At 47.3% G+C, this 19,120-nt stretch carries 13 protein-coding genes; 7 read left to right on the top strand and 6 right to left on the bottom strand.

Going from position 1 to position 19,120, the window contains the following annotated elements:
- Window positions 1-190 precede the first annotated feature (190 nt).
- On the bottom strand, window positions 191-1,525 hold the full coding sequence (locus QUA88_RS19095) for a hemolysin family protein (protein ID WP_333273183.1): 1,335 nt from the start codon (window positions 1,523-1,525) through the stop codon (window positions 191-193).
- 517 nt (window positions 1,526-2,042) lie between these two features.
- Between QUA88_RS19095 and mfd the strand changes: the two genes are divergently transcribed.
- Window positions 2,043-5,600, top strand: a complete 3,558-nt coding sequence (gene mfd, locus QUA88_RS19090; RefSeq protein WP_333273181.1) for a transcription-repair coupling factor — start codon at window positions 2,043-2,045, stop codon at window positions 5,598-5,600.
- A 120-nt stretch (window positions 5,601-5,720) separates the two neighbouring features.
- Complete coding sequence (locus QUA88_RS19085) at window positions 5,721-6,386, top strand: S-layer homology domain-containing protein (protein ID WP_333273178.1); 666 nt, start codon at window positions 5,721-5,723, stop codon at window positions 6,384-6,386.
- Between the two features lie 261 nt (window positions 6,387-6,647).
- On the opposite strand, the gene QUA88_RS19080 is transcribed toward QUA88_RS19085, so the two are convergent.
- Window positions 6,648-7,364 carry a heme oxygenase (biliverdin-producing) gene (locus QUA88_RS19080; protein ID WP_333108776.1) on the bottom strand — a complete coding sequence of 239 codons (717 nt, stop codon included), beginning with the start codon at window positions 7,362-7,364 and terminating at the stop codon, window positions 6,648-6,650.
- A gap of 709 nt (window positions 7,365-8,073) precedes the next feature.
- Window positions 8,074-11,319 (bottom strand): DNA topoisomerase (ATP-hydrolyzing) subunit B, encoded by a 3,246-nt coding sequence (gyrB, locus tag QUA88_RS19075; protein ID WP_333273175.1) that lies wholly within the window; start codon window positions 11,317-11,319, stop codon window positions 8,074-8,076.
- Between the two features lie 257 nt (window positions 11,320-11,576).
- Here gyrB and miaA point away from each other — a divergent pair, with 257 nt between their 5' ends.
- The gene (gene miaA / locus QUA88_RS19070) at window positions 11,577-12,482 is read left to right on the top strand and encodes a tRNA (adenosine(37)-N6)-dimethylallyltransferase MiaA (RefSeq protein WP_333273172.1); all 906 of its coding nucleotides are present in this window, start codon (window positions 11,577-11,579) and stop codon (window positions 12,480-12,482) included.
- 68 nt (window positions 12,483-12,550) lie between these two features.
- On the opposite strand, the gene QUA88_RS19065 is transcribed toward miaA, so the two are convergent.
- Window positions 12,551-12,688 (bottom strand): hypothetical protein, encoded by a 138-nt coding sequence (locus QUA88_RS19065; RefSeq protein ID WP_333053602.1) that lies wholly within the window; start codon window positions 12,686-12,688, stop codon window positions 12,551-12,553.
- A 138-nt stretch (window positions 12,689-12,826) separates the two neighbouring features.
- Window positions 12,827-13,810 (bottom strand): protein-methionine-sulfoxide reductase catalytic subunit MsrP, encoded by a 984-nt coding sequence (msrP, locus tag QUA88_RS19060; protein WP_333053603.1) that lies wholly within the window; start codon window positions 13,808-13,810, stop codon window positions 12,827-12,829.
- 497 nt (window positions 13,811-14,307) lie between these two features.
- On the opposite strand from msrP, the gene QUA88_RS19055 reads away from it, so the two are divergent.
- From QUA88_RS19055 to QUA88_RS19040, 4 genes are all read left to right on the top strand, one after another.
- Window positions 14,308-16,362 (top strand): serine/threonine-protein kinase, encoded by a 2,055-nt coding sequence (locus QUA88_RS19055; protein WP_333273169.1) that lies wholly within the window; start codon window positions 14,308-14,310, stop codon window positions 16,360-16,362.
- A gap of 388 nt (window positions 16,363-16,750) precedes the next feature.
- Window positions 16,751-17,320, top strand: coding sequence for a tetratricopeptide repeat protein (locus tag QUA88_RS19050; RefSeq protein WP_333053605.1), 570 nt, complete (start codon window positions 16,751-16,753; stop codon window positions 17,318-17,320).
- A gap of 55 nt (window positions 17,321-17,375) precedes the next feature.
- Complete coding sequence (locus QUA88_RS19045; RefSeq protein ID WP_333053606.1) at window positions 17,376-18,338, top strand: hypothetical protein; 963 nt, start codon at window positions 17,376-17,378, stop codon at window positions 18,336-18,338.
- Window positions 18,339-18,495: 157 nt separating this feature from the next.
- Window positions 18,496-18,789, top strand: a complete 294-nt coding sequence (locus QUA88_RS19040; protein ID WP_333053608.1) for a DUF3288 family protein — start codon at window positions 18,496-18,498, stop codon at window positions 18,787-18,789.
- A gap of 184 nt (window positions 18,790-18,973) precedes the next feature.
- Here QUA88_RS19040 and QUA88_RS19035 read toward each other — a convergent pair whose 3' ends face one another.
- A complete protein-coding gene (locus tag QUA88_RS19035) occupies window positions 18,974-19,096 on the bottom strand; it encodes a hypothetical protein (protein WP_333273164.1) in 123 nt (40 codons plus the stop codon).
- Window positions 19,097-19,120: the final 24 nt, after the last annotated feature.

The raw sequence follows: 19,120 nt of genomic DNA, 5'->3' as shown, positions 1-19,120 counted from the left end.
TGTCGATGGATTAAAATTACATGGTTTTTAGTTTTGGGTTTTTGGCTGGCTGGGGGAGCGATCGCCCGTTGAGTCGAGATGATTTATCGTTGGGTGGGGGCGGGTTTTTGAGATTGTTTGTTTCCGGCGATGATGGTTGGTGAACCCGCCCCTACGGGTATGATGTCGATGGATTAAAATTACATGGTTTTTAGTTTTGGGTTTTTGGCTGGCTGGGGGAGCGATCGCCCGTTGAGTCGATCGGCATTACCAAGATTTTATCAACTCGGTTGCCGTCCATATCGACTACTTCCACGCGCAAACCGTTCCACTCAAAATGCTCGGCTGCTGTGGGAATTTTCCCCAAATTTGTAATCACAAAACCGCCCATTGTGTGGTAACTTCCTTTGTGTTCGGCTGACTCTTCGATTCCAAATAGCTCAAAAAAATCTTCGACTGCTAGCATTCCGTCTAACAGCCAAGAACCGTCTTCGCGCTGCACGGTTTGAGGTTCGTCAGCATCTTCAATCGAGGGAAAGTCGCCAACGAGTTCGACTAAAATGTCGTTGACTGTAACCAATCCTTGAATCACGCCGTATTCGTCTACTACCAAGGCAATTTGATTGCTCGATTGTTTGAAAAGTTCTAATACTTTTAAACCCCGCGTGCTTTCCGGTACAAATAACGGTCGTCGTAAAGAAGCGCTTAAATCTAGGGGTTGACCAGTTAAAGTCCGAGACAGCATATCAGTAACGTGTACTAAACCGACAACGTTGTCGAGTCCTCCTTGACACACAGGAAACCGAGAATGACCACTGCCGAGCATTTTTTGGCGGTTTTCTTCCACTGAATCATCCAGATCGAGCCAGGTAAGATCGGGACGCGGGGTCATTAAGGCGCTGACTCGCCGATCGCCCAAACGAAACACTCTTTCCACCATATCTTGTTCGGCTTCTTCAAAGGTTCCGGCTTCTGTTCCTTGCTCGATTAAAACTTTAATTTCTTCCTCTGTAACTTGCGGTTCTGTAGAAGGCACAATCCCCATGATCCGCATCACTAAGTCAGTGGAATAACTTAACAGATAAACCGCAGGAGCGCCGATTTTTGAGAGCATTCGCATGGGAATTGCTACGCTTGAGGCGATCGGCTCTGGGTTGTTGAGTGCCAGCCGCTTCGGCACGAGTTCCCCGATAATTAAGGTCAGATAAGTGATGGTTAAAACTGCTACTACTGAGGCGATCGTCTGAGAATAGGGTCCCAAGGCAGGAATCAACCGTAACAAAGGCTCTACCCTTTTAGCAACCGTCGTTTCCCCAAAAGCGCCCGACAGAATGGCTAGCATCGTAATCCCGATTTGAACTGTCGGCAAGAACTGATTGGGGGCATTCGCCAGATCCAAAGCTACGCGGGCATTGATCGAACCTTGGTTGGCCATCTGTTGCAGTCTCACCTTCCGTACAGAGATGATGGCCATCTCTGACATCACAAACAAGCCATTGAGGAAAATTAGCAGGAGAACAATCAGAATATCGGTACTTGGGGACATTTCTAAAATTTTCGGTAGTAACGGCGAAGCGCTGTGCCCGGTTAGTCGATTTTAGATTTTAGATTTTAGATTTTAGATTGACTCTGCAGCCAGTATCTGGGGGATTTCCCTAATGTCTAAAATTCTTCGATCTTCACAACTTGAGTACGTGGCAGGGTATCCGTCTTTGGGTGCAGTCACAGGAGAGGTCTGGAAGCTGCGAATCTCGATCGCAAAATCGAAATTTTTTCTAAACCTGTCACTAGATTAACGTCCCGCGCTCGATCGCGATCGCTGGATCGACATATTAAAGCAGAAATCTATCTCCAGTTAAGTTCCCAGGCGTCAATCGATTTTAGATTTTAGATTTTAGATTTTAGATTGAAGCCTTGACTTGCGCGAGATGAATCACGTGGCGGGTATCCTGGATGCTTTCGGTCCACAGCAGAGCGGCACAATCAGGGATGTTTGTCGTACAATCTCCTTAACAGGCAAAGGGAAAGAGCCTTCGCCGATCAGGGATTAAAATTAAAAGCGCATGACTTTCTCTTCAATAATTCGTACCCTGGGGCGATCGCCCCTAGCCACAGAAATCCTCAACAAGCTCAAGCGCCATCGCTGCTTGCAACTCAACGGCATCGCCCGGTTGCCCAAAGGTTTAGTAGCTTCCGCCCTCGCACAACAAGAAGGGCGGAGTTTACTGGTAGTGACGGCTACTTTAGAAGAAGCCGGCCGCTGGGTGGCAGGGCTGGAGGCTATGGGCTGGCAGACTGTGCATTTTTACCCAACTTCGGAGGCTTCGCCCTACGAGCTATCTTACTCCGACGAGAACGAAATGACTTGGGGACAAATGCAGGTGCTGGCGGATTTGGTCGAGAAACGAGAAACAAACGCTAATTCTAAGCCGATCGCGATTGTAGCTACCGAAAGAGCTCTCCAGTCTCACTTGCCGCCGCCTGCTGCTTTTGAACCCTACTGTCTGACGCTGAAGCGAGGTGCGGTTCAAGACTCGAAGATCCTTGACCGTCAACTTGCCTCGATGGGGTACGATCGAGTGACTCTGGTGGAAATGGAGGGCCAGTGGAGTCGCCGGGGGGATATTGTCGATGTATTTCCGGTGGCGGCTGAGTTGCCAGTGCGGCTGGAATGGTTCGGAGATGATTTGGAGCAAATTCGGGAGTTCGACCCGTCTTCGCAGCGATCGCTCGATAAGGTCGATCGATTAGTTTTAACTCCTACTAATTTTAACACAATTATTAAAGCAGTTTTAGCTGAAAAAAATATTGACGAAATTAACCAACTAGGCTCTGTAGACCCAGAAAATGAAGCCGAAAAATTTGTCCGCCGGCTGTTGGGTTTAGCGTTCGAGCAACCTGCATCTTTGTTGGATTATTTGAGTGAAAATACTTTAGTTGTTATTGACGAACCGCAAGGGTGCGAAGGTCACAGCGACCGCTGGTATGAGAATGCACAGGAACAGTGGAATAATTGCAATCGGGAATCGGCAGTTACTGGTGAGGAAACAGAAAAATTGCCAATTGCTAATTTGAAAGTTCCAAAAATTCACCGCACTTTTGCTGAATCTATGGCAGATGTCGCAGCTTTCGAGAGGCTAGAACTTTCAGAATTGGCAGAAGATTCTACGGCTAAAAAACTTCAAAGCTCTGCGGAGGGCGACCAGCTACCGTCTGCGATTAATTTGGCTTCTCGGCCTGTGCCGGTGATGCCTCACCAATTTGCGAAGCTGTCTCAAATGCTCAGGGAAGAGCGCGATCGGGGTTTTACCATTTTTCTGGTTTCGGCTCAACCCAGCCGATCGGTTTCTCTGCTGTCGGAACACGACTGTCCGGCTCAGTTTGTGGTGAATCCGCGCGATTATTTGGCGATCGACAAGTTGCAATTGCAGCACGTTCCGGTTGCTTTGAAGTACAGCGGGCTGGCAGAATTGGAAGGTTTTATTCTGCCGACTTTTCGGATTGTTTTAATTACCGATCGGGAATTTTACGGTCAGCATTCTCTCGCTACTTTTAGCTACGTCCGCAAGCGCCGTCGCGCTGCTTCTAAGCAAGTAGATCCGAATAAATTAAGCCCAGGTGATTATGTGGTTCACCGCCAGCACGGAGTGGGCAAATTTATCAAGTTGGAACGTTTGACGATCGATCGGGAAACTCGCGAATATTTATTGATTCAATACGCTGACGGTACTCTGAGGGTGGCGGCAGATCAATTAGGCGCTTTGTCCAGGTTTCGGACTGTAGGCGATAAAGTACCGGATCTAAACAAGCTGACAGGTCAAACTTGGGAAAAAACTAAAACTAAGGTTCGCAAAGCTGTTAAGAAATTGGCAGTGGATTTGCTGAATCTTTATGCTAAAAGAGCTAAACAAACAGGTTACGCTTTTCCTCCTGATATGCCTTGGCAACAAGAATTGGAGGATTCTTTTCCTTACCAGCCAACCCCGGATCAGTTGAAGGCAACTCAGGATGTCAAACGCGATATGGAGGGCGATCGACCGATGGATCGCTTGGTCTGCGGGGATGTCGGTTTTGGTAAGACAGAAGTGGCTCTGAGAGCGATTTTTAAGGCGGTTACGGCGGGCAAGCAGGTGGCTTTGCTCGCGCCGACGACGATTTTGACCCAACAGCACTATCACACGCTCTCGGAGCGTTTTTCCCCTTATCCGATCGAAGTTGGTTTGCTCAATCGCTTTCGCACTGAAACCGAGCGCCGAGAGATTCACAAGCGTTTGGCGACTGGGGAATTAGATGTGATTGTCGGTACTCAAGCTGTTTTGAGCAAAGCCATTAAATTTCGGGATTTGGGCCTGTTGGTGGTGGATGAAGAACAGCGGTTTGGAGTTAAGCAAAAGGAAGCAATTAAATCTCTCAAAACAGAGGTAGATGTTCTGACTCTGACAGCAACGCCGATTCCCCGGACTTTGTATATGTCGCTATCGGGGATTCGCGAGATGAGTTTGATTTCGACTCCGCCTCCTTCCAGACGCCCGATTCAGACGCATTTGGCTCCCTATAACCCGGAAGTGGTGCGATCGGCAATTCGTCAAGAATTGGATAGGGGCGGTCAGGTTTTTTACGTGGTGCCACGGATTGAGGGGATTGATGAGTTGGCCGTTCAGTTGCAGGAGATGGTTCCGTCTGCCAGAATTGCGATCGCCCACGGTCAAATGGAGGCTTCGGAACTAGAATCCATCATGCTGACTTTCAGCGCGGCGGAGTTTGATATTTTGGTGTGTACGACGATTATTGAGTCGGGTTTGGATATTCCTCGTGTCAATACCATTTTAATTGAAGACGCGCAGAAGTTTGGTTTGGGTCAGCTTTACCAGTTGCGGGGACGGGTGGGACGCGCGGGGATTCAAGCTCATGCTTGGCTGTTTTACCCCAAGCAGAACCAACTGTCTGATGCTGCAAGGCAGAGGCTGCGGGCCATTCAAGAGTTCGCCCAGTTGGGATCGGGCTATCAGTTGGCTGTCCGAGATATGGAAATTCGCGGTTCAGGTGATGTTTTGGGTACTGAACAATCTGGTCAAATGGAGGCGATCGGTTTTGATTTGTATGCTGAAATGTTAGAGGAGGCTATTCGCGAAATTAAGGGTCAGGAAATTCCGAAAGTGGAGGACGCGCAAATTGACCTAACTTTGACGGCGTTTATTCCTGCCGATTACATCGCAGATTTGGATCAAAAGATGAGCGCTTACCGGTCTGTGGCTTCTGCTAATACCCCTGAAGAATTACAGCAGATTCAGGTTGATTGGTGCGATCGTTATGGGCCAATTCCTCTGCCAGCCCAGCAACTTATCCGTGTGGTCGAACTCAAACAAATCGCTAAAAAAATCGGTTTTTCTCGGATTAAGCCGGAGAATAAGCAGAACATAGTTTTGGAAACTGCGATGGAAGAGCCTGCTTGGAATTTGCTCAAGGCTAATTTGCCGGAACATTTGCGCTCTCGTTTTGTCTACAGCAAGGGGAAGGTTACTATTCGAGGTATGGCGGTTTTGACGGCCCAAAAGCAATTAGATAATTTGATTGATTGGTTGGGTAAAATGCAGGGCGCTTTGCCAGAAGCAAATGTTTGATTTTTATATATAATCCCCAAATCTCGCGCACCTCCTAAACCACAGAATAATACCGATGGAACTAGAAAAAATATTACTGCTGTTTTCATGATTGTTTTAGCGACAGAAAGGATTAAAATCGTGAAAAGGTTAGTGAGTATTTTTTTGGCGATCGCCCTACTGCAAGGAGTGCCTATGGCGGTTCAATCTCAAGAAATAATTGACCCGATCGATCGGGTTGTGAGTGCAGGATTGATGCAGAAAGATGCCACTGGCAATTTTAATGCTGATGGCCTGGTCAGTCGCGCCGATTTGGCGGTGATTTTAGTGAAAACTTTTGGTTTGGAACGCCGGAAAACCGCTCAGAAACCGGATAGGGAATTGCCGGACGTACCGAAGAGTTACTGGGCTTACAGTGCGATTCAAACTGCTTTGAAAACGGGAACGATGAGTGGATATCGCGACGGAATGTTTTTCCCAAATCAAAGGGTGACTCGCGCTGAAGCTTTGGCGATTTTTGCTCAAGCTTACGGGGTTTTTCAGTTTCCCGAACCCAGCATTTCCGAAATTTTAGCTAAGTATCCAGATGCAGGCGAAATCCCTAATTGGGCTAGAAAGTCTCTGGCTACTGCACTTTATGAAGGGTTCGTTAATGTTGATGTCGCAACTAATAAAATTAATCCTTTGAAACCGATGACTCGTGGAGATATCGCTTACGCTTTGAGCAAGTATTTGGAGCGACAAGTAAGGCCCACTTCTTTGCCTGTCCCCGACGAGGAGCCTCCCGCTCGCGGCATGGGAAGGTGATAGTGTTTAGTTGTGATATCAAATCCGGTAGCATCGGAATTATTCCTCTCTGTATTCTCTCCCTCTGCGTTCTCTGCGCCCTCTGCGGTTAAATAATCCCGATACAACCGGAAACGATATGAGTTAAAAAGTCGATCGCCCGCCATTCAAACACCATGCAAAATCCCGGAGATTTGGTGACTGTAAAAGCAGCCATCAAACCCCCAGGATTTAAGTTTTCCCTCTTAAACGAGGCTCAAATTATCTGCTGTGAGCTTTAACTCAATCAGCAGTAGCCAATTCGGTACTAGCACCACCGCGCTTCCGTGTCAGGGTATTGAAAAGCATCTGACCGACAGCTTTAATCAAATTGCCTTCTAACTCCATAAACATCTTCATGTTCATGCCAAAAGCTGCATTAGCTTCGTCAACAATTCGCTCTGCTGTTGCTTCGTCAATCGGCAGTTCATTCATTGCCTGACGGTAGTTACCCTTGAATTCTTTTTCATCAGGAATATCCTGGAATTCATAGAAAGCAGTGCCTTCTCCGTCGGAAAGATTCATCCCGCGCTGGGCAATTCCCTTCAGGATTTGTCCGCCGGATAAATCGCCAAGGTAGCGAGTGTAAGAGTGAGCTACTAACAGTTCCGGTGCGGTCGCCGAAATCTCGCGAATTCGCTCCACATAAGCTTTAGCTGCGGCTGAGGGGGCTACTTGTTCGCGCCAATTCGCACCGTAGTAGTAAAATAAATCTTGCTCTAAGCTGTGTTTGCGATTCAACTCAGAAAAGTAAATTTTTGAAACAACCGGATGCTGCTTTTGGCGTTCCATTTCCTCTTCCATTGCCGAGTAGACAAAGTAGAGGTTTCCTACTAACTTCCGGTAAGAAGTTTTTTCTACAACGCCTTTTAAAAAACACTTGACAAAACCGACGTTTTCTGCCATTGTGTGGGACTTTTTGGTTCCCTCACGCAATTTGGTCGCTAAATTGATGCTCATAAAAAAATTCGGTAAGTGGGAAACTCAGCGTCTTTAGACCTGAGATGGAAACGGCTCGGCGGTCGAAACCGCCGTGAATCTTTGCATTACACGAGGATTGCTAGATGGGAGTGTAATGAATGTAATGTAATTTCGATGGGACACTTCAGCTAGGGGAGCGTGCATCGAAATTACCCTCTCAAATTTGGCAACCCGCGATCGCATAATGTTTGCTCTTTCGAGCCTCCCTTTCGGGGTGATGTTAGCTTCGACAAAGTTAACGGCCGGTACTATATCTAGGACACTGATTTAACCCAATAAGTCTGTTTAATCCTAAATTTCTAGAGCAAGGAACTAGCTTCGCATTCCCTGGTAGGTCTTTAACTCTTACCGTTAACGTAGTACCAAGGTACTGAGTCTGGTCAACTGCGGTTTAAGTCTTAGGCTAGAAGCCCAATCTCTTTAGACCTGGGTCGTTGACGCTATATTTGTCCAACCTTCTATTTTTGTGGTAGCTGATGGATGCGCCAAAAATCTAAAATTTACCTAAGTGTTTACCTTAGATCGATTTGATGAGAGATTGTATTAATTTTTATAACAAAACCTAGAAACATCAAAGGGCCCTGATGCCCGATCGCCCGAAAGGGCAGAAGGCATCAGGGCCGCAAAAGTTTAGTCATGAGTCCTGAGTCATTAGCTGCTAGCTAACGACTCAGGACTCATGATTAATTTAGATGTCCAAGTCGAGGAGGTTGAGTTTGGGGCCGTAGGTTTCGATGAATTCGCGGCGGGGGGCGACACGATCGCCCATTAAGATCGTAAAGATGCGATCGGCCTCAGCAGCGTCTTCAATCTCCACCCGTTTCAGCGTCCGAGTTTCTGGGTTCATCGTCGTATCCCACAACTGTGTCGGCATCATTTCACCCAAACCTTTGAACCGCTGAATGGTGTAGTTAGCATTCGCCGGAAATTCATTGCGGATGAGATTGTTCATTTCGCGATCGCTGTAACAGTAGTAATGATTGCGTCCCCGTTCCACTTTATAGAGAGGAGGACAAGCAATATAGATGTAACCTTGTTCTACAAGTGCCCGCTGATAGCGGTAGAAGAAAGTCAGCAACAGCGTGCGGATGTGGGCACCATCCACGTCAGCGTCAGTCATAATTACGATGTGGTGATACCGCAATTGACCCGGATCGAATTCTTCGCCTTTGATGCCCAAACCCAGGGCTGTAATTAACGATTGAATTTCGTTATTTTTGTAGATTTTGGCGTCGTCGGTTTTCTCAATGTTGAGAATTTTACCGCGCAAAGGCAGGATTGCTTGAAATTGGCGATCGCGCCCTTGTTTGGCACTGTTATGGACAAAAATTCCCGCAGCTAATGCAAAGTTGTGACTGTTGGGCACTTCGATGTCGTAAACATCGTAGCGTTCCTCCAAATGTTCGATCGACACAACGCGGTGGTTGTAATTCCGAACCGCTTGGCGAGCATATACTTCATCACCATTAAAGTAGCGATCGCAAAACGTCTCAAACTTCAACAAAGTCTTATCACCCTTCATGCGGCGATAAAGATTGTAAGCATCTACATTCATCCAACCTTCTTTCAGGTGGACTGTCTTCAAAGCTTCCAGCGTCTGGCGGTAATAAGTTTCCTTCAAAGTCGCTTTACGTTTCTGGCGAAACTCCGGCGTCCACTGTTCCTTAGTTTTTTCGCGCCGCCACTCCAACAAATTCTCATCTTGCCACTGTTCTTTAGCAAGTTGAGAATGAGTCTCCCGTGCTTCAGGATTGTTAGCAAAATGATTACTCACCCGTTCCGACTGAGCCAAACGGTTTTCTTCACTACTCCAATACTCTTGCTGCGCTTGGTTCAGCAGTTCATTATTTTGCTGGCGATAAGTTTCATCACTATCGTAAAACTCCCGCCACTTGCTCATCATGTAAGCTTTATACTCTTCATCTTCCCACTGAGCTTTCGCCTGTTCCGAAAGAATTTGTCGCGTTTCAGGCTGCCGCATCCGCTCTTTCATCATCGCCCGAAATTCATCAGTCATGTGAGCTTGACGGCTCTTTTCAATGACATCGGGCCTGTGCAAGGTTTTCTCAAGGTTCGCGCGGTGAAGAGCCAAGTGCTCCTCAGCAGGCAATCGCTGAATATTTGTCGGATTGTTGTTGAGTTTGTTAAAGTCAACGTGATGGCGGTGATTGCCGTCAGATGCGAGATAAACGCCATGTTTCAGGTTGTAGAAATCCGCTAAAAGATGGGTGTAAATCCACTTATCACTGTTGGGATTCCAAACCATTTCGTAACCGTTAAGTCCCTGACCCTGTTTGTTTTTTTCCGACAACTTGCTGTGGAACGGCATTAATGAATCTTCCGGTGTCAGCAGGGCTGCTGCTTTGTAAGTGCCATCCCGCAACATGAATGGATGGTCGGGAGTGCAAGTTATTGTCTCCCCATTGTCTAATGTCAGTTTGACAACTTCAGCATTTGCTTTAGTCATCCGAGCATTAGTTATTCGCTCAAACCCGATGTTTCCACTCTCGCGAATGGTGTAGCAAAAGTGTTCTTTACCTTCTGCTTGTTCGTCAACTATCTGTTTGATAGTTTTTGTCGTACCGTCAGCTAATTTTATTTCCTGAGATGAAAAAAAACAGCCCCCCGCGGAATCCCCCTCGACGAGGTATATCTCAGACAGGGCGGGGTCTCTGGAGCTACAGTCCGCTAATTTTCCAGGCAAAGGAGACGATTCTAAGACTGATTTTCGGCGCACTAAATCGCGGGCACGGCGGGCGGCTTCAGCGGCCTTAAATGCCTGAATTGCTTTTTCCAAAATAGCGTCGGCTACTTGGGGGCGAAACTCTAAATATTCTGTCAATACTTCGCCTACCAAGGAATCGACAATTCCCCGAACTTCTGTATTTCCTAGCTTAGTTTTAGTTTGACCTTCAAATTCAGGGTCTGGGACTTTGACAGAAATCACTGCTGTCAAACCTTCGCGCACGTTTTCGCCGGCGAGGTTGGGCTCGTTTTCTTTGATTTTGTTGCGCTTGCGGGCGATCGAATTCATCGTCCGCGTCAAAACAGCCTTCAAACCTTCTAAGTGCGTGCCACCGTCGATCGTCCGAATGTTGTTAGCAAAACCGAGAACGTTGTCGCTAAAAGCATCGACGCACCACTGCAAAGCCACTTCTATCTGCACGTTATTGCGTTCGCCTTGCACGTAGATCACTTCTTCGTGCAGAGGCTGCTTTTCGCGGTTCATGTAGGCGATATATTCCTTGATTCCGCCCTCATAACAGTATGTTTCGATGCGAGGTTCGCTACTTTTAAGCAGTTCCAAACGGTGGTCGCTAAACGTAATTCTCACGCCCGCATTCAAGTAACCCAATTCTCGCAAGCGCCCCGCGAGTGTAGTGTAATCAAATTCAATGCCAGTGCTAAATATTTGAGTATCTGGCAAGAAAGAAACTGAAGTGCCGGTGCGAGTGCCTTTGTTGGGCTTGGCAGTAAGTTCAGTAACTGGATTGCCTCTTTCGTAGCGCTGTAAATGTTCTTTTTGGTCGCGCCAAACTGTCACTTCTACCCACTCGGACAGCGCGTTAACAACAGAAATACCTACACCGTGCAATCCTCCAGAAACCTTGTAGCCACCACCGCCAAATTTACCGCCGGCGTGGAGTACAGTCATTACTGTTTCTATTCCCGATTTGCCAGTCTTGGCAACGATGCCGGTCGGAATACCCCGGCCGTCGTCTGTCACGGTAACGGAACCGTCGGCGTTGATGTCAATCTCGATGTGAGTGCAGTGGCCAGCCAGCGCCTCATCTATGGAATTGTCCACAACCTCGTAAACTAGATGGTGGAGTCCTCGCGGGCCGGTGGTACCGATGTACATCCCCGGTCGTTTACGGACTGCTTCGAGACCTTCGAGAACTTGAATCTGGTCGGCGCTGTAGCTGCTGGTCATACAAAAATAGCTCCAATAATGAGGCCTAAAGCCCCGAAAGCTTCTAAAATGGGAAAACTCCTAAAATTATAGCACAAAACCGTTAAAGGCGATGCTAGGGCTTTCTGAAGGGAAATTTATCGGGGGGAGGGATGGGAATAGTTTTGAGATTGGTGGAGGAATGCCCTGGCCGATCGCGGTGAATCAGTGTAGGAGAGAGGGGAAAGCATGGAGAGGAGAGGATTTGAGAGTTTTTATAGGGAAATGTGCGACAGGTTATGCCTAGATTAATTACGATTTGTGGGGCGACGGCGACGGGGAAGTCGGGAGTGGCATTGGCTTTGGCGGGGCGACTACAATCCTCGATCCTCAGTGCGGACTCCCGTCAAGTGTACCGCGAATTTGACATCGGAACGGCAAAACCGACGGCGGTCGATCGCACTTGTGTACCGCATCACTTAATTGACATCTGCGATCCGACAGAAACTCTGACACTAGCAGAGTACCAACAGCAAGCTCAAAAATTAATTGCTGATGTCGATTTTCCTGTTTCTCCCCCCCTGTTGTTGGTGGGAGGGACGGGCTTATATATTAAATCGATCGTGCGCGGTTTAAAAATTCCGAGGGTAGCGCCGATGCCCGAATTGCGATCGCAACTAGCAGAACTCGGACAATCTCAATGTTACGCGATGTTGCAGCAGGTCGATCGCTCTGCCGCCGAGAAAATTCACCTCAATGACCCAGTAAGAACTTTAAGAGCACTGGAAGTATTTTATGCGACCGGTCGCCCTATTTCCGAACAGCAGGGCGAAAATCCTCCCAATTATCCTATTTTACAAATTGGGTTGGATTGCGCGATCGATGTTTTGGTCGATCGGATCAAACAGCGCACCGAACAAATGCTAGAACGCGGTTGGATTGCTGAAGTAGAATATTTGTGTAAAAAATACGGCTGCGACTTGCCACTGTTGAACACGCTGGGATACCAGGAAATGAAACAATATTTGGCTGGCGAGATTAAGCTTGAAGAAGCGAAAGAATTAACAATTTTGCACACGCGGCAATTTGCGAAGCGTCAGCGGACATGGTTTCGAGCCTATCCTGAAATTGAATGGTTCGATGTTAGCATACCCGATTTGTGCGATCGAGTTTGGCGGAGGGTTGCAGAGTTTTGTGAACAATAAAGAGTTTTTTTACCGCAGAGGGCGCAGAGGGCACAGAGAAAGAGTAAGGAGAGATGTAAGTGTTATTTTTAATTTGGCAAAATTTCTCTAATTCTTTGCCGAAACAAACGCACAGCAGCACGCTGTCCGACTGTTCTGCTTTGTTCGATGAAACCGGGAATTTCAGCAACTGGTAAAAAGGGAAATGCTAAACTGCGATCGCACATTTCATATTTCCCTTTTCTCGTTCCCAGGATCTGCCTGGGAATGCCTGAATCCGAGGCTCTGCCTCGCACAAATAGGGAGGCAGAGCCTCCGGATCTGCGTTCCTAGGCTGAGCCTAGAAACGAGGGGAAATCCGTCAATTAACTGTACAAACTCGCCACATATTCGCCGTAACCGTTGTAGGGCAAAGTTGGGCGAGTTTCCCACGACCAACTGTTACCGGGGCCGACTATGCGTTCGCTGGCCTGCGACCATCTGGGGTGCGGTTTGTCGGGTTCGACATTTGCTTCAAAGGCGTATTCGTTGGGGCCGATTGTATTCCAAAAAGTGGCGGGCTGTTGTTCGACAAATTCAATTTTTACGATCGACTTTGCGCCCTTAAAACCGTATTTCCAAGGAATCACTTGCCGCAGCGGCGCACCATTTTGCTTTGGTAGCCTTCGGCCATACAAGCCTGTGGCAAAAAATGCTAAATCGTTTGCCATTTCTTCAATTCGCAGACCTTCGGTATAAGGCCAAGGATAAAATTGCGACATCAAACCGGGGCCGGGAGTTATTTTGGGATCGTAAAATGAGGTAAAGCGAACGAATTTAGCTTTCGATTGCGGTTCGACATCAGCCATCAGTAATTTCATGGGAAATCCTACCCAAGGAACTACCATCGCCCAGGCTTCTACACAGCGAAATCGATAAACTCGTTCTTCGATAGGAAATTTTTTGTTGAGGTCGTCAATATCATAAGTGCGGGGATTTTTTACTAAACCTCCTACTTCTACTTTCCAGTTTTCTGTTGGCAAAGCTTGAGCGGCTTGCCAAATAGATTTTGTGCCGCCGTATTCGTAAAAATTGTTGTATTTTGTAGCTAAGGCTTCGTCGGTAATCGCTCGATCGACTTTCGCAAAGTCGGGATTCCGGCTCAATCCCGCATATGCTTGGGTTGAGCTTTGATCCAGAGCAGTTTTTGAGCTAGCATTGCTTTGGCAGCCGATCAGCGGCAGCAGGGAAGCAGTCACGCCGGCGCCAATTAAATTGGTCATGAAGCGGCGGCGGTTGAGAAAGGCTGTTTCTGGGGTAATTTGGGGTTCGAGAATTTCCCAAGGTTTGGGTACGCGAATTAAGGGCATAAGTAATAGTTAAAAGTTAGTAGTTCGTTTGGCAAAAATTGCCTAAGTTTTAATCAGCTAGTCGATTTGACATTAGAAAGTTGAACTTTTAGATTCACTCCATAGAACAAAGAATCGCCGATGTTTGGCAAGACCTCGCCATTGCTTTGCTGCGATCGCAATGCAAGTATTGGCAATGACAGTATAGCGTAATTCGGTAATAACTGAGATATTGCACCATTCTAAACAACAGGCTTTCCGGCCTGTTCCACAAAGAATGATTTTCTTGTGGGGTAGGCATCCTGCCCGCCCATAGGATCGACCTATTAAACCTCGCTCGCAGGAAAGTCAGCAATTATTTACGTGCGATCGACCGCAGCAATTGTGGCGAAAATCTGGGAAACAATTATGATCAAGCAAAGATTCCAATTATTTAATTTGTCCACAGGAAGCGGCACGCACCGCCCCGCTTTCCTCCCCCACCGAATGTCGGACGGGGGTCTCCAGCGGAAAGACAAATGAGTTACTGCATCAATCCCCATTGCCAGAATCCCCAAAATCTCGATCGCGCGACAGTCTGCAAAAGTTGCGAGTCGAATTTGCTGCTAAAAGGTCGCTACCGAGTCTTTCACACCCTCGGTCAAAGTCTTACTTGCCGCACCTTCTTAGCAGTCGATGAAGACCAACCTTCGCAACCCCGCTGCGTCATTCAACAGTTCTGCGCGCCCGCAGGCACAGCGGACGGTCAAAACCCCCTAAACCGGACTTTTCGCGGCTCAGCCTCAGTTCTCGACGAGTTGGGCAAACATCCCCAAATACCGAAACTGCTGGCATCTTTTGAAGTCGAAGGCTGCCAGTATTTAGTGCAAGAATACATCGAAGGCCGTAATTTAGCCGATCGGCTTTCAGAAAAAGGTGTTGTTAAAGAAATTCAAATTTGGTATCTGCTGAGCGAATTGTTGCCAGTCCTGCAATTTGTTCATGAAAATCAACTGATTCACGGAGATATCAAACCGTCGAATATTATTCACCGCAAAAATCCCCAAGCATCCCCAGCTTGGGCAGGGAAAGAGGGTTTACATTCCGTGTCTCAGGAAAGTTCCTCTGGGCTAGTTTTAGTCGATTTCGGCGCGGCAATTCGGGCTAATAGTGGCCCGATCAAAACAGAAACGGTGACAGGTTCAGCAGAATACGCGGCCCCGGAACAAATTAAAGGCCAAGCGATTCAGAGCAGCGACATCTACAGTTTGGGCGTCACTTGCATTCACTTGTTAACGGGAATGTCGCCCTTTGATTTGTTTGACATCAAATCCGAAAGTTGGGCTTGGAGACATTATTTGAAAGTACCAGTTTCGGCGCGACTCGGCCGCATTCTGGATAAAATGGTGCAGCGAGAACCATCAAAACGCTATCGATCGACCGAGGCAATTCTCACAGACATGAATTACGGCCCGGCACCGGTAGACGTGATTCTCAGCAAACCCAAGTGGACTTTGGCAATGTGGGGAGGAACTGCGGTTGCCCTGCTGTCCGTAGTGCTGGGTTCTCGCTTGCCTTCTCCTGCACCGCAGGCTTTCACTTCTGGTGAGCCTGTTTCTAGCATTCCCGAAATTCGGTTCAATCCGCCCCCGATGCAGGATTTCAACGGTGATGCATCGCAGTCCCGGCCTGCTGTACGCACTCTGGCGGATCTAGACAAAAACCCGGTTTGGACGGTAGCAGTTGCTCCCCAGGGCCGCGCGATCGTCAGCGGGAATAACGACGGTACAATTCACTTGCGGCACAAGCGTCACGGCAAGCTGCTCAAGGTTTTAGCCGGACATTTGGGGCCTGTGTGGTCGGTGGCTGTCAGCCCCGACGGCAGGACGATCGCCAGCGGTGGCGTTGACGGTACGATTAAATTGTGGAATTTCTATTCTGGCAAGTTAATTCGGACTTTGGACGGACACCAAGACGGCGTGTTCTCGGTGGTTTTCAGTCCCGATAGCCGGACTGTGGCCAGTGTCGGTAAGGACAAAACTTTGAAGTTGTGGCAAGTCGAAGGCGGGGCCGAGTTGGAAACTCTCAACCGGGTTTTTGACGAGGTGCAGGCGGTGGCTTTCAGTCCCGATCGAGAAACTTTGGCGATCGGCAGCAGCGACGGTAAGATCAACCTGTGGAACTGGCAGACTGGGGAATTCAAAGAAACTCTTTGGGGTCATTCTGAGGCGGTTTGGTCTCTGGCCATCAGCCCGGATGGTCAAACTCTCGCCAGCGGCAGTTGGGACAAGACGGTGAAGCTGTGGGATATCAGCGCAAATAATCAGTTCGGGCAGCCCAACGGTTCTCTGCTACGGACTTTGAGCGGCCATTCCGACAAGGTTAAGTCCTTGGCTTTCACTCCCGACGGAGACAAACTCGCTAGCGCCGATTTGAGCGGCACTATCAAGCTGTGGCGCATGAGTTCCGGCGAAATGGCGGGCACGCTGAAGGGTCATTCTACCTGGGTGGATTTGGCTTTTAATCCTCAAGACAAAACTCTGATCAGTGGCAGTTTTGACGACACGATTAAGGTGTGGCGACTGTCTCCTTAATTTTTTCGATCGCCCGTTCGATCGATTTTTGAACAGCTAGGGCGATCGAACATTTAGCTAATTTATCTATCAACACTTCGGACAGTTTCAATGCCCACGCATGGGGTGGCGAGAAACCCGGTTTCTATGAGTTTTGCTAACAGGAACAAGAAATATAGTCAGCAACCGGGTTTCAGATCGTCAAAAGTGCGTCCAGAACTTTGCTGACTTTTATCTTGTTTTAATCGGGGTGCCCTAAAACCTCTATGCTACGGTTGGTAATCAAAAACTGTCCGAACTGTTGGTACAGAAACAAATTTAAAATTGACAATAGTCAGAATATCCCTAGAAATCGCGGTTGCTAACTAACAGTTGTGGTAAAGTAGTTTTGGCTGTTAAAGTAAAATCTATGACCGCAAATTCCGAGTTAGCAGAGCAGTATTTGTCAGCGGGCGATAGCCTTCAGAAATCAGGAAAGCTTGAGGAGGCGATCGCTCAATATCAAAAATTACTAGCCATTCAAGCCGATAGTCCGATCGCACTCAACAAGATAGCAGAAATTTATTATACGCAACAGAAATATGTAGAGGCGATCGCCTCCTGTTACCAAGCACTTCGTCAGCAACCCAATTTCGCCGCCGCCTACAAAACCCTAGGCAATATCCTGCAAGCCCAAGGCAAAATAGACGCGGCAATTCGTGCCTACTCCAAGGCGATCGAATTCGATCCTAATTTTGTCGAAGCCTATGTTAACTTGGGCAGTATGTTTTACAAACAAGGCCAGCTCGATGACGCCATAACTTACTATCAAAAATCTATCGTTATTCAACCAGATTTAGCCGTCGCTTATTGGAATTTAGGCAAAAGTTTGGAAGAGCAAGGTCGAATCAATGAAGGTTTATTTTATCAAAAAAAAGCTCTCAACTTACAGCCGGAGTTAGAAGCTAGAAGCAATTCAGTAAAAAATCACACTTACTGAAGAGGAATGTTATAGTCGGAATAATTCTATCATTAACGATGCAAGCTGGATCAACATGGAAATTAGCCAGAATCCGCTCGAATTCCTAACGGCTAAAGTACAAGAAACTGTTGCCGATACCCAAAACTTAGCCAACGAAATCGCTGCTAAAGTTGAGGAAAGTGCAACTGTATTAACAGGGTGGGTACAATCAGCGCCAAGTTCAATGGTTAGTGCTGGGGCGATCGCCACTCAAGAAGCTTTTAAAATAGCACATAACATCCGTTTTGAGAACCTGCCAAGAAATCTGCAATCGAAATTTGCTAGGGCTGGGATGCGTGACGGAATGCGAAATGTTCAAGAAGCAGCAAAAGTATTTGAATCCATACCCGCCCAAATTCGTGCCCAAGGCCCAGAAGCAATTCGCAACTTCTGTCAAGATAAAGATTGGAGTCACATCCAAGCGCACGTCAATGGAGGCGGAAGCGAAGCTGCTAACGGGATTTTTGAATATTTTTGGGTGAATCGTGCTCGCGGTGGTGTAGACATGACTGCTGCTGAATTAGCAGTCGCTAAGCAAGTTTTAGCGGATGCAGCGTTTAAAGCAGCAGTTGCGGAAATCGTTGGGGCTGCAATGAAAGGGGCGATCGCAGCAGCAGTAATTGAGTTAATATTTTCTATCTTAGAAAACTCGCTATTGTGCGTTGAAGGCAAAATTACCCAGTCAGAGTTAGTCGAACAAGTCGCCACTGCCACCGCCAAAGCTGGCATTGCTGGCGGTGTTATTACTGGCATTCTATTAACACTGTGCATGATATTTCCCCCCATTGCTGCGCTTTTAGGTGCCGCAGCGATGCCCTTGGCGGTTGCAGGTATTGGTTTTATGGGAATTCGCGCCTGGGAAATCTTTTGTCACGGCGATCGACTATTTGGTATTACTCAACAAACACAAAAATTTCTGGGGATGACTGAAGCGACAACACAAGCAAATAATCAGAATCTTGACTTTTTCAAGAAGTCGAAGTTTTTGGTATTCTGATGATTGGGAAATATAAATATGTAGTTAAACACCAAAAATAATCCTAGAACAACCTGAATTGTAGGGGCGGGTTTTACCAACCATAATAGCCTAAGACTAATAATCTTATAAACCCGCCCGCTCCCATGTAATGTTTATTTCTACCCACTTACTTAATATGGATTCATTAGAAAAAACTCAAGATCAGCAGCATCCGCAATACAAGCGCGATCGAGCCAGTGTCGATACTTTATTAGCAGGAGAAGCAACCGAATACAATTTATCGGAATTAGCAAGATTAATAATTCGCTACCGAGGCTTTCCCGGCGCTAGAGATATTCAATCCGACTTAAAAAAAGTCCTGCAAAAATGGAATTATACCGAAGAAACTCTTTACGAACAAACCCGTAAAATTCACGCTACAGGTGAGGTTTACAGGCGACAAAAAAGCGATCAAGAAGATTGGGTCTAACTTTAGAAACCGGGTTTTTGGCAGTTTCTGCGGGCTGTAACGCGTCTTCTCGTAAAAAAAGCCTGTTTGTGACCAGTCGTGCGTCTACGACTATTAAAGCAAAGTGCGATCGCCTCAAGTCAAACTCAAAGGCGATCGCACTTAATTCCACTCAACTAGGCCCGAAAAGCCCGCGCTACAGAAACTACCTTACAACAAAAACATTTGTTGTAATATCGCTTTGAGCAACCGCTTCAACCATACCCAAATAGTTAGTGCCGACGTTAATTGCCGCAGCACTGACAGCAACTCCTCCATTCAGATTCAAACTTACAGCTTCATTAGTTTCTAA

Origin of the sequence: Microcoleus sp. D3_18_C2, from assembly GCF_036702395.1 — a bacterium.
In the GTDB taxonomy this organism is placed as follows: Bacteria; Cyanobacteriota; Cyanobacteriia; order Cyanobacteriales; family Microcoleaceae; genus Microcoleus.
Note: the sequence above shows the minus strand (reverse complement) of the source record. Positions and strands in the feature narration are given on the sequence as shown.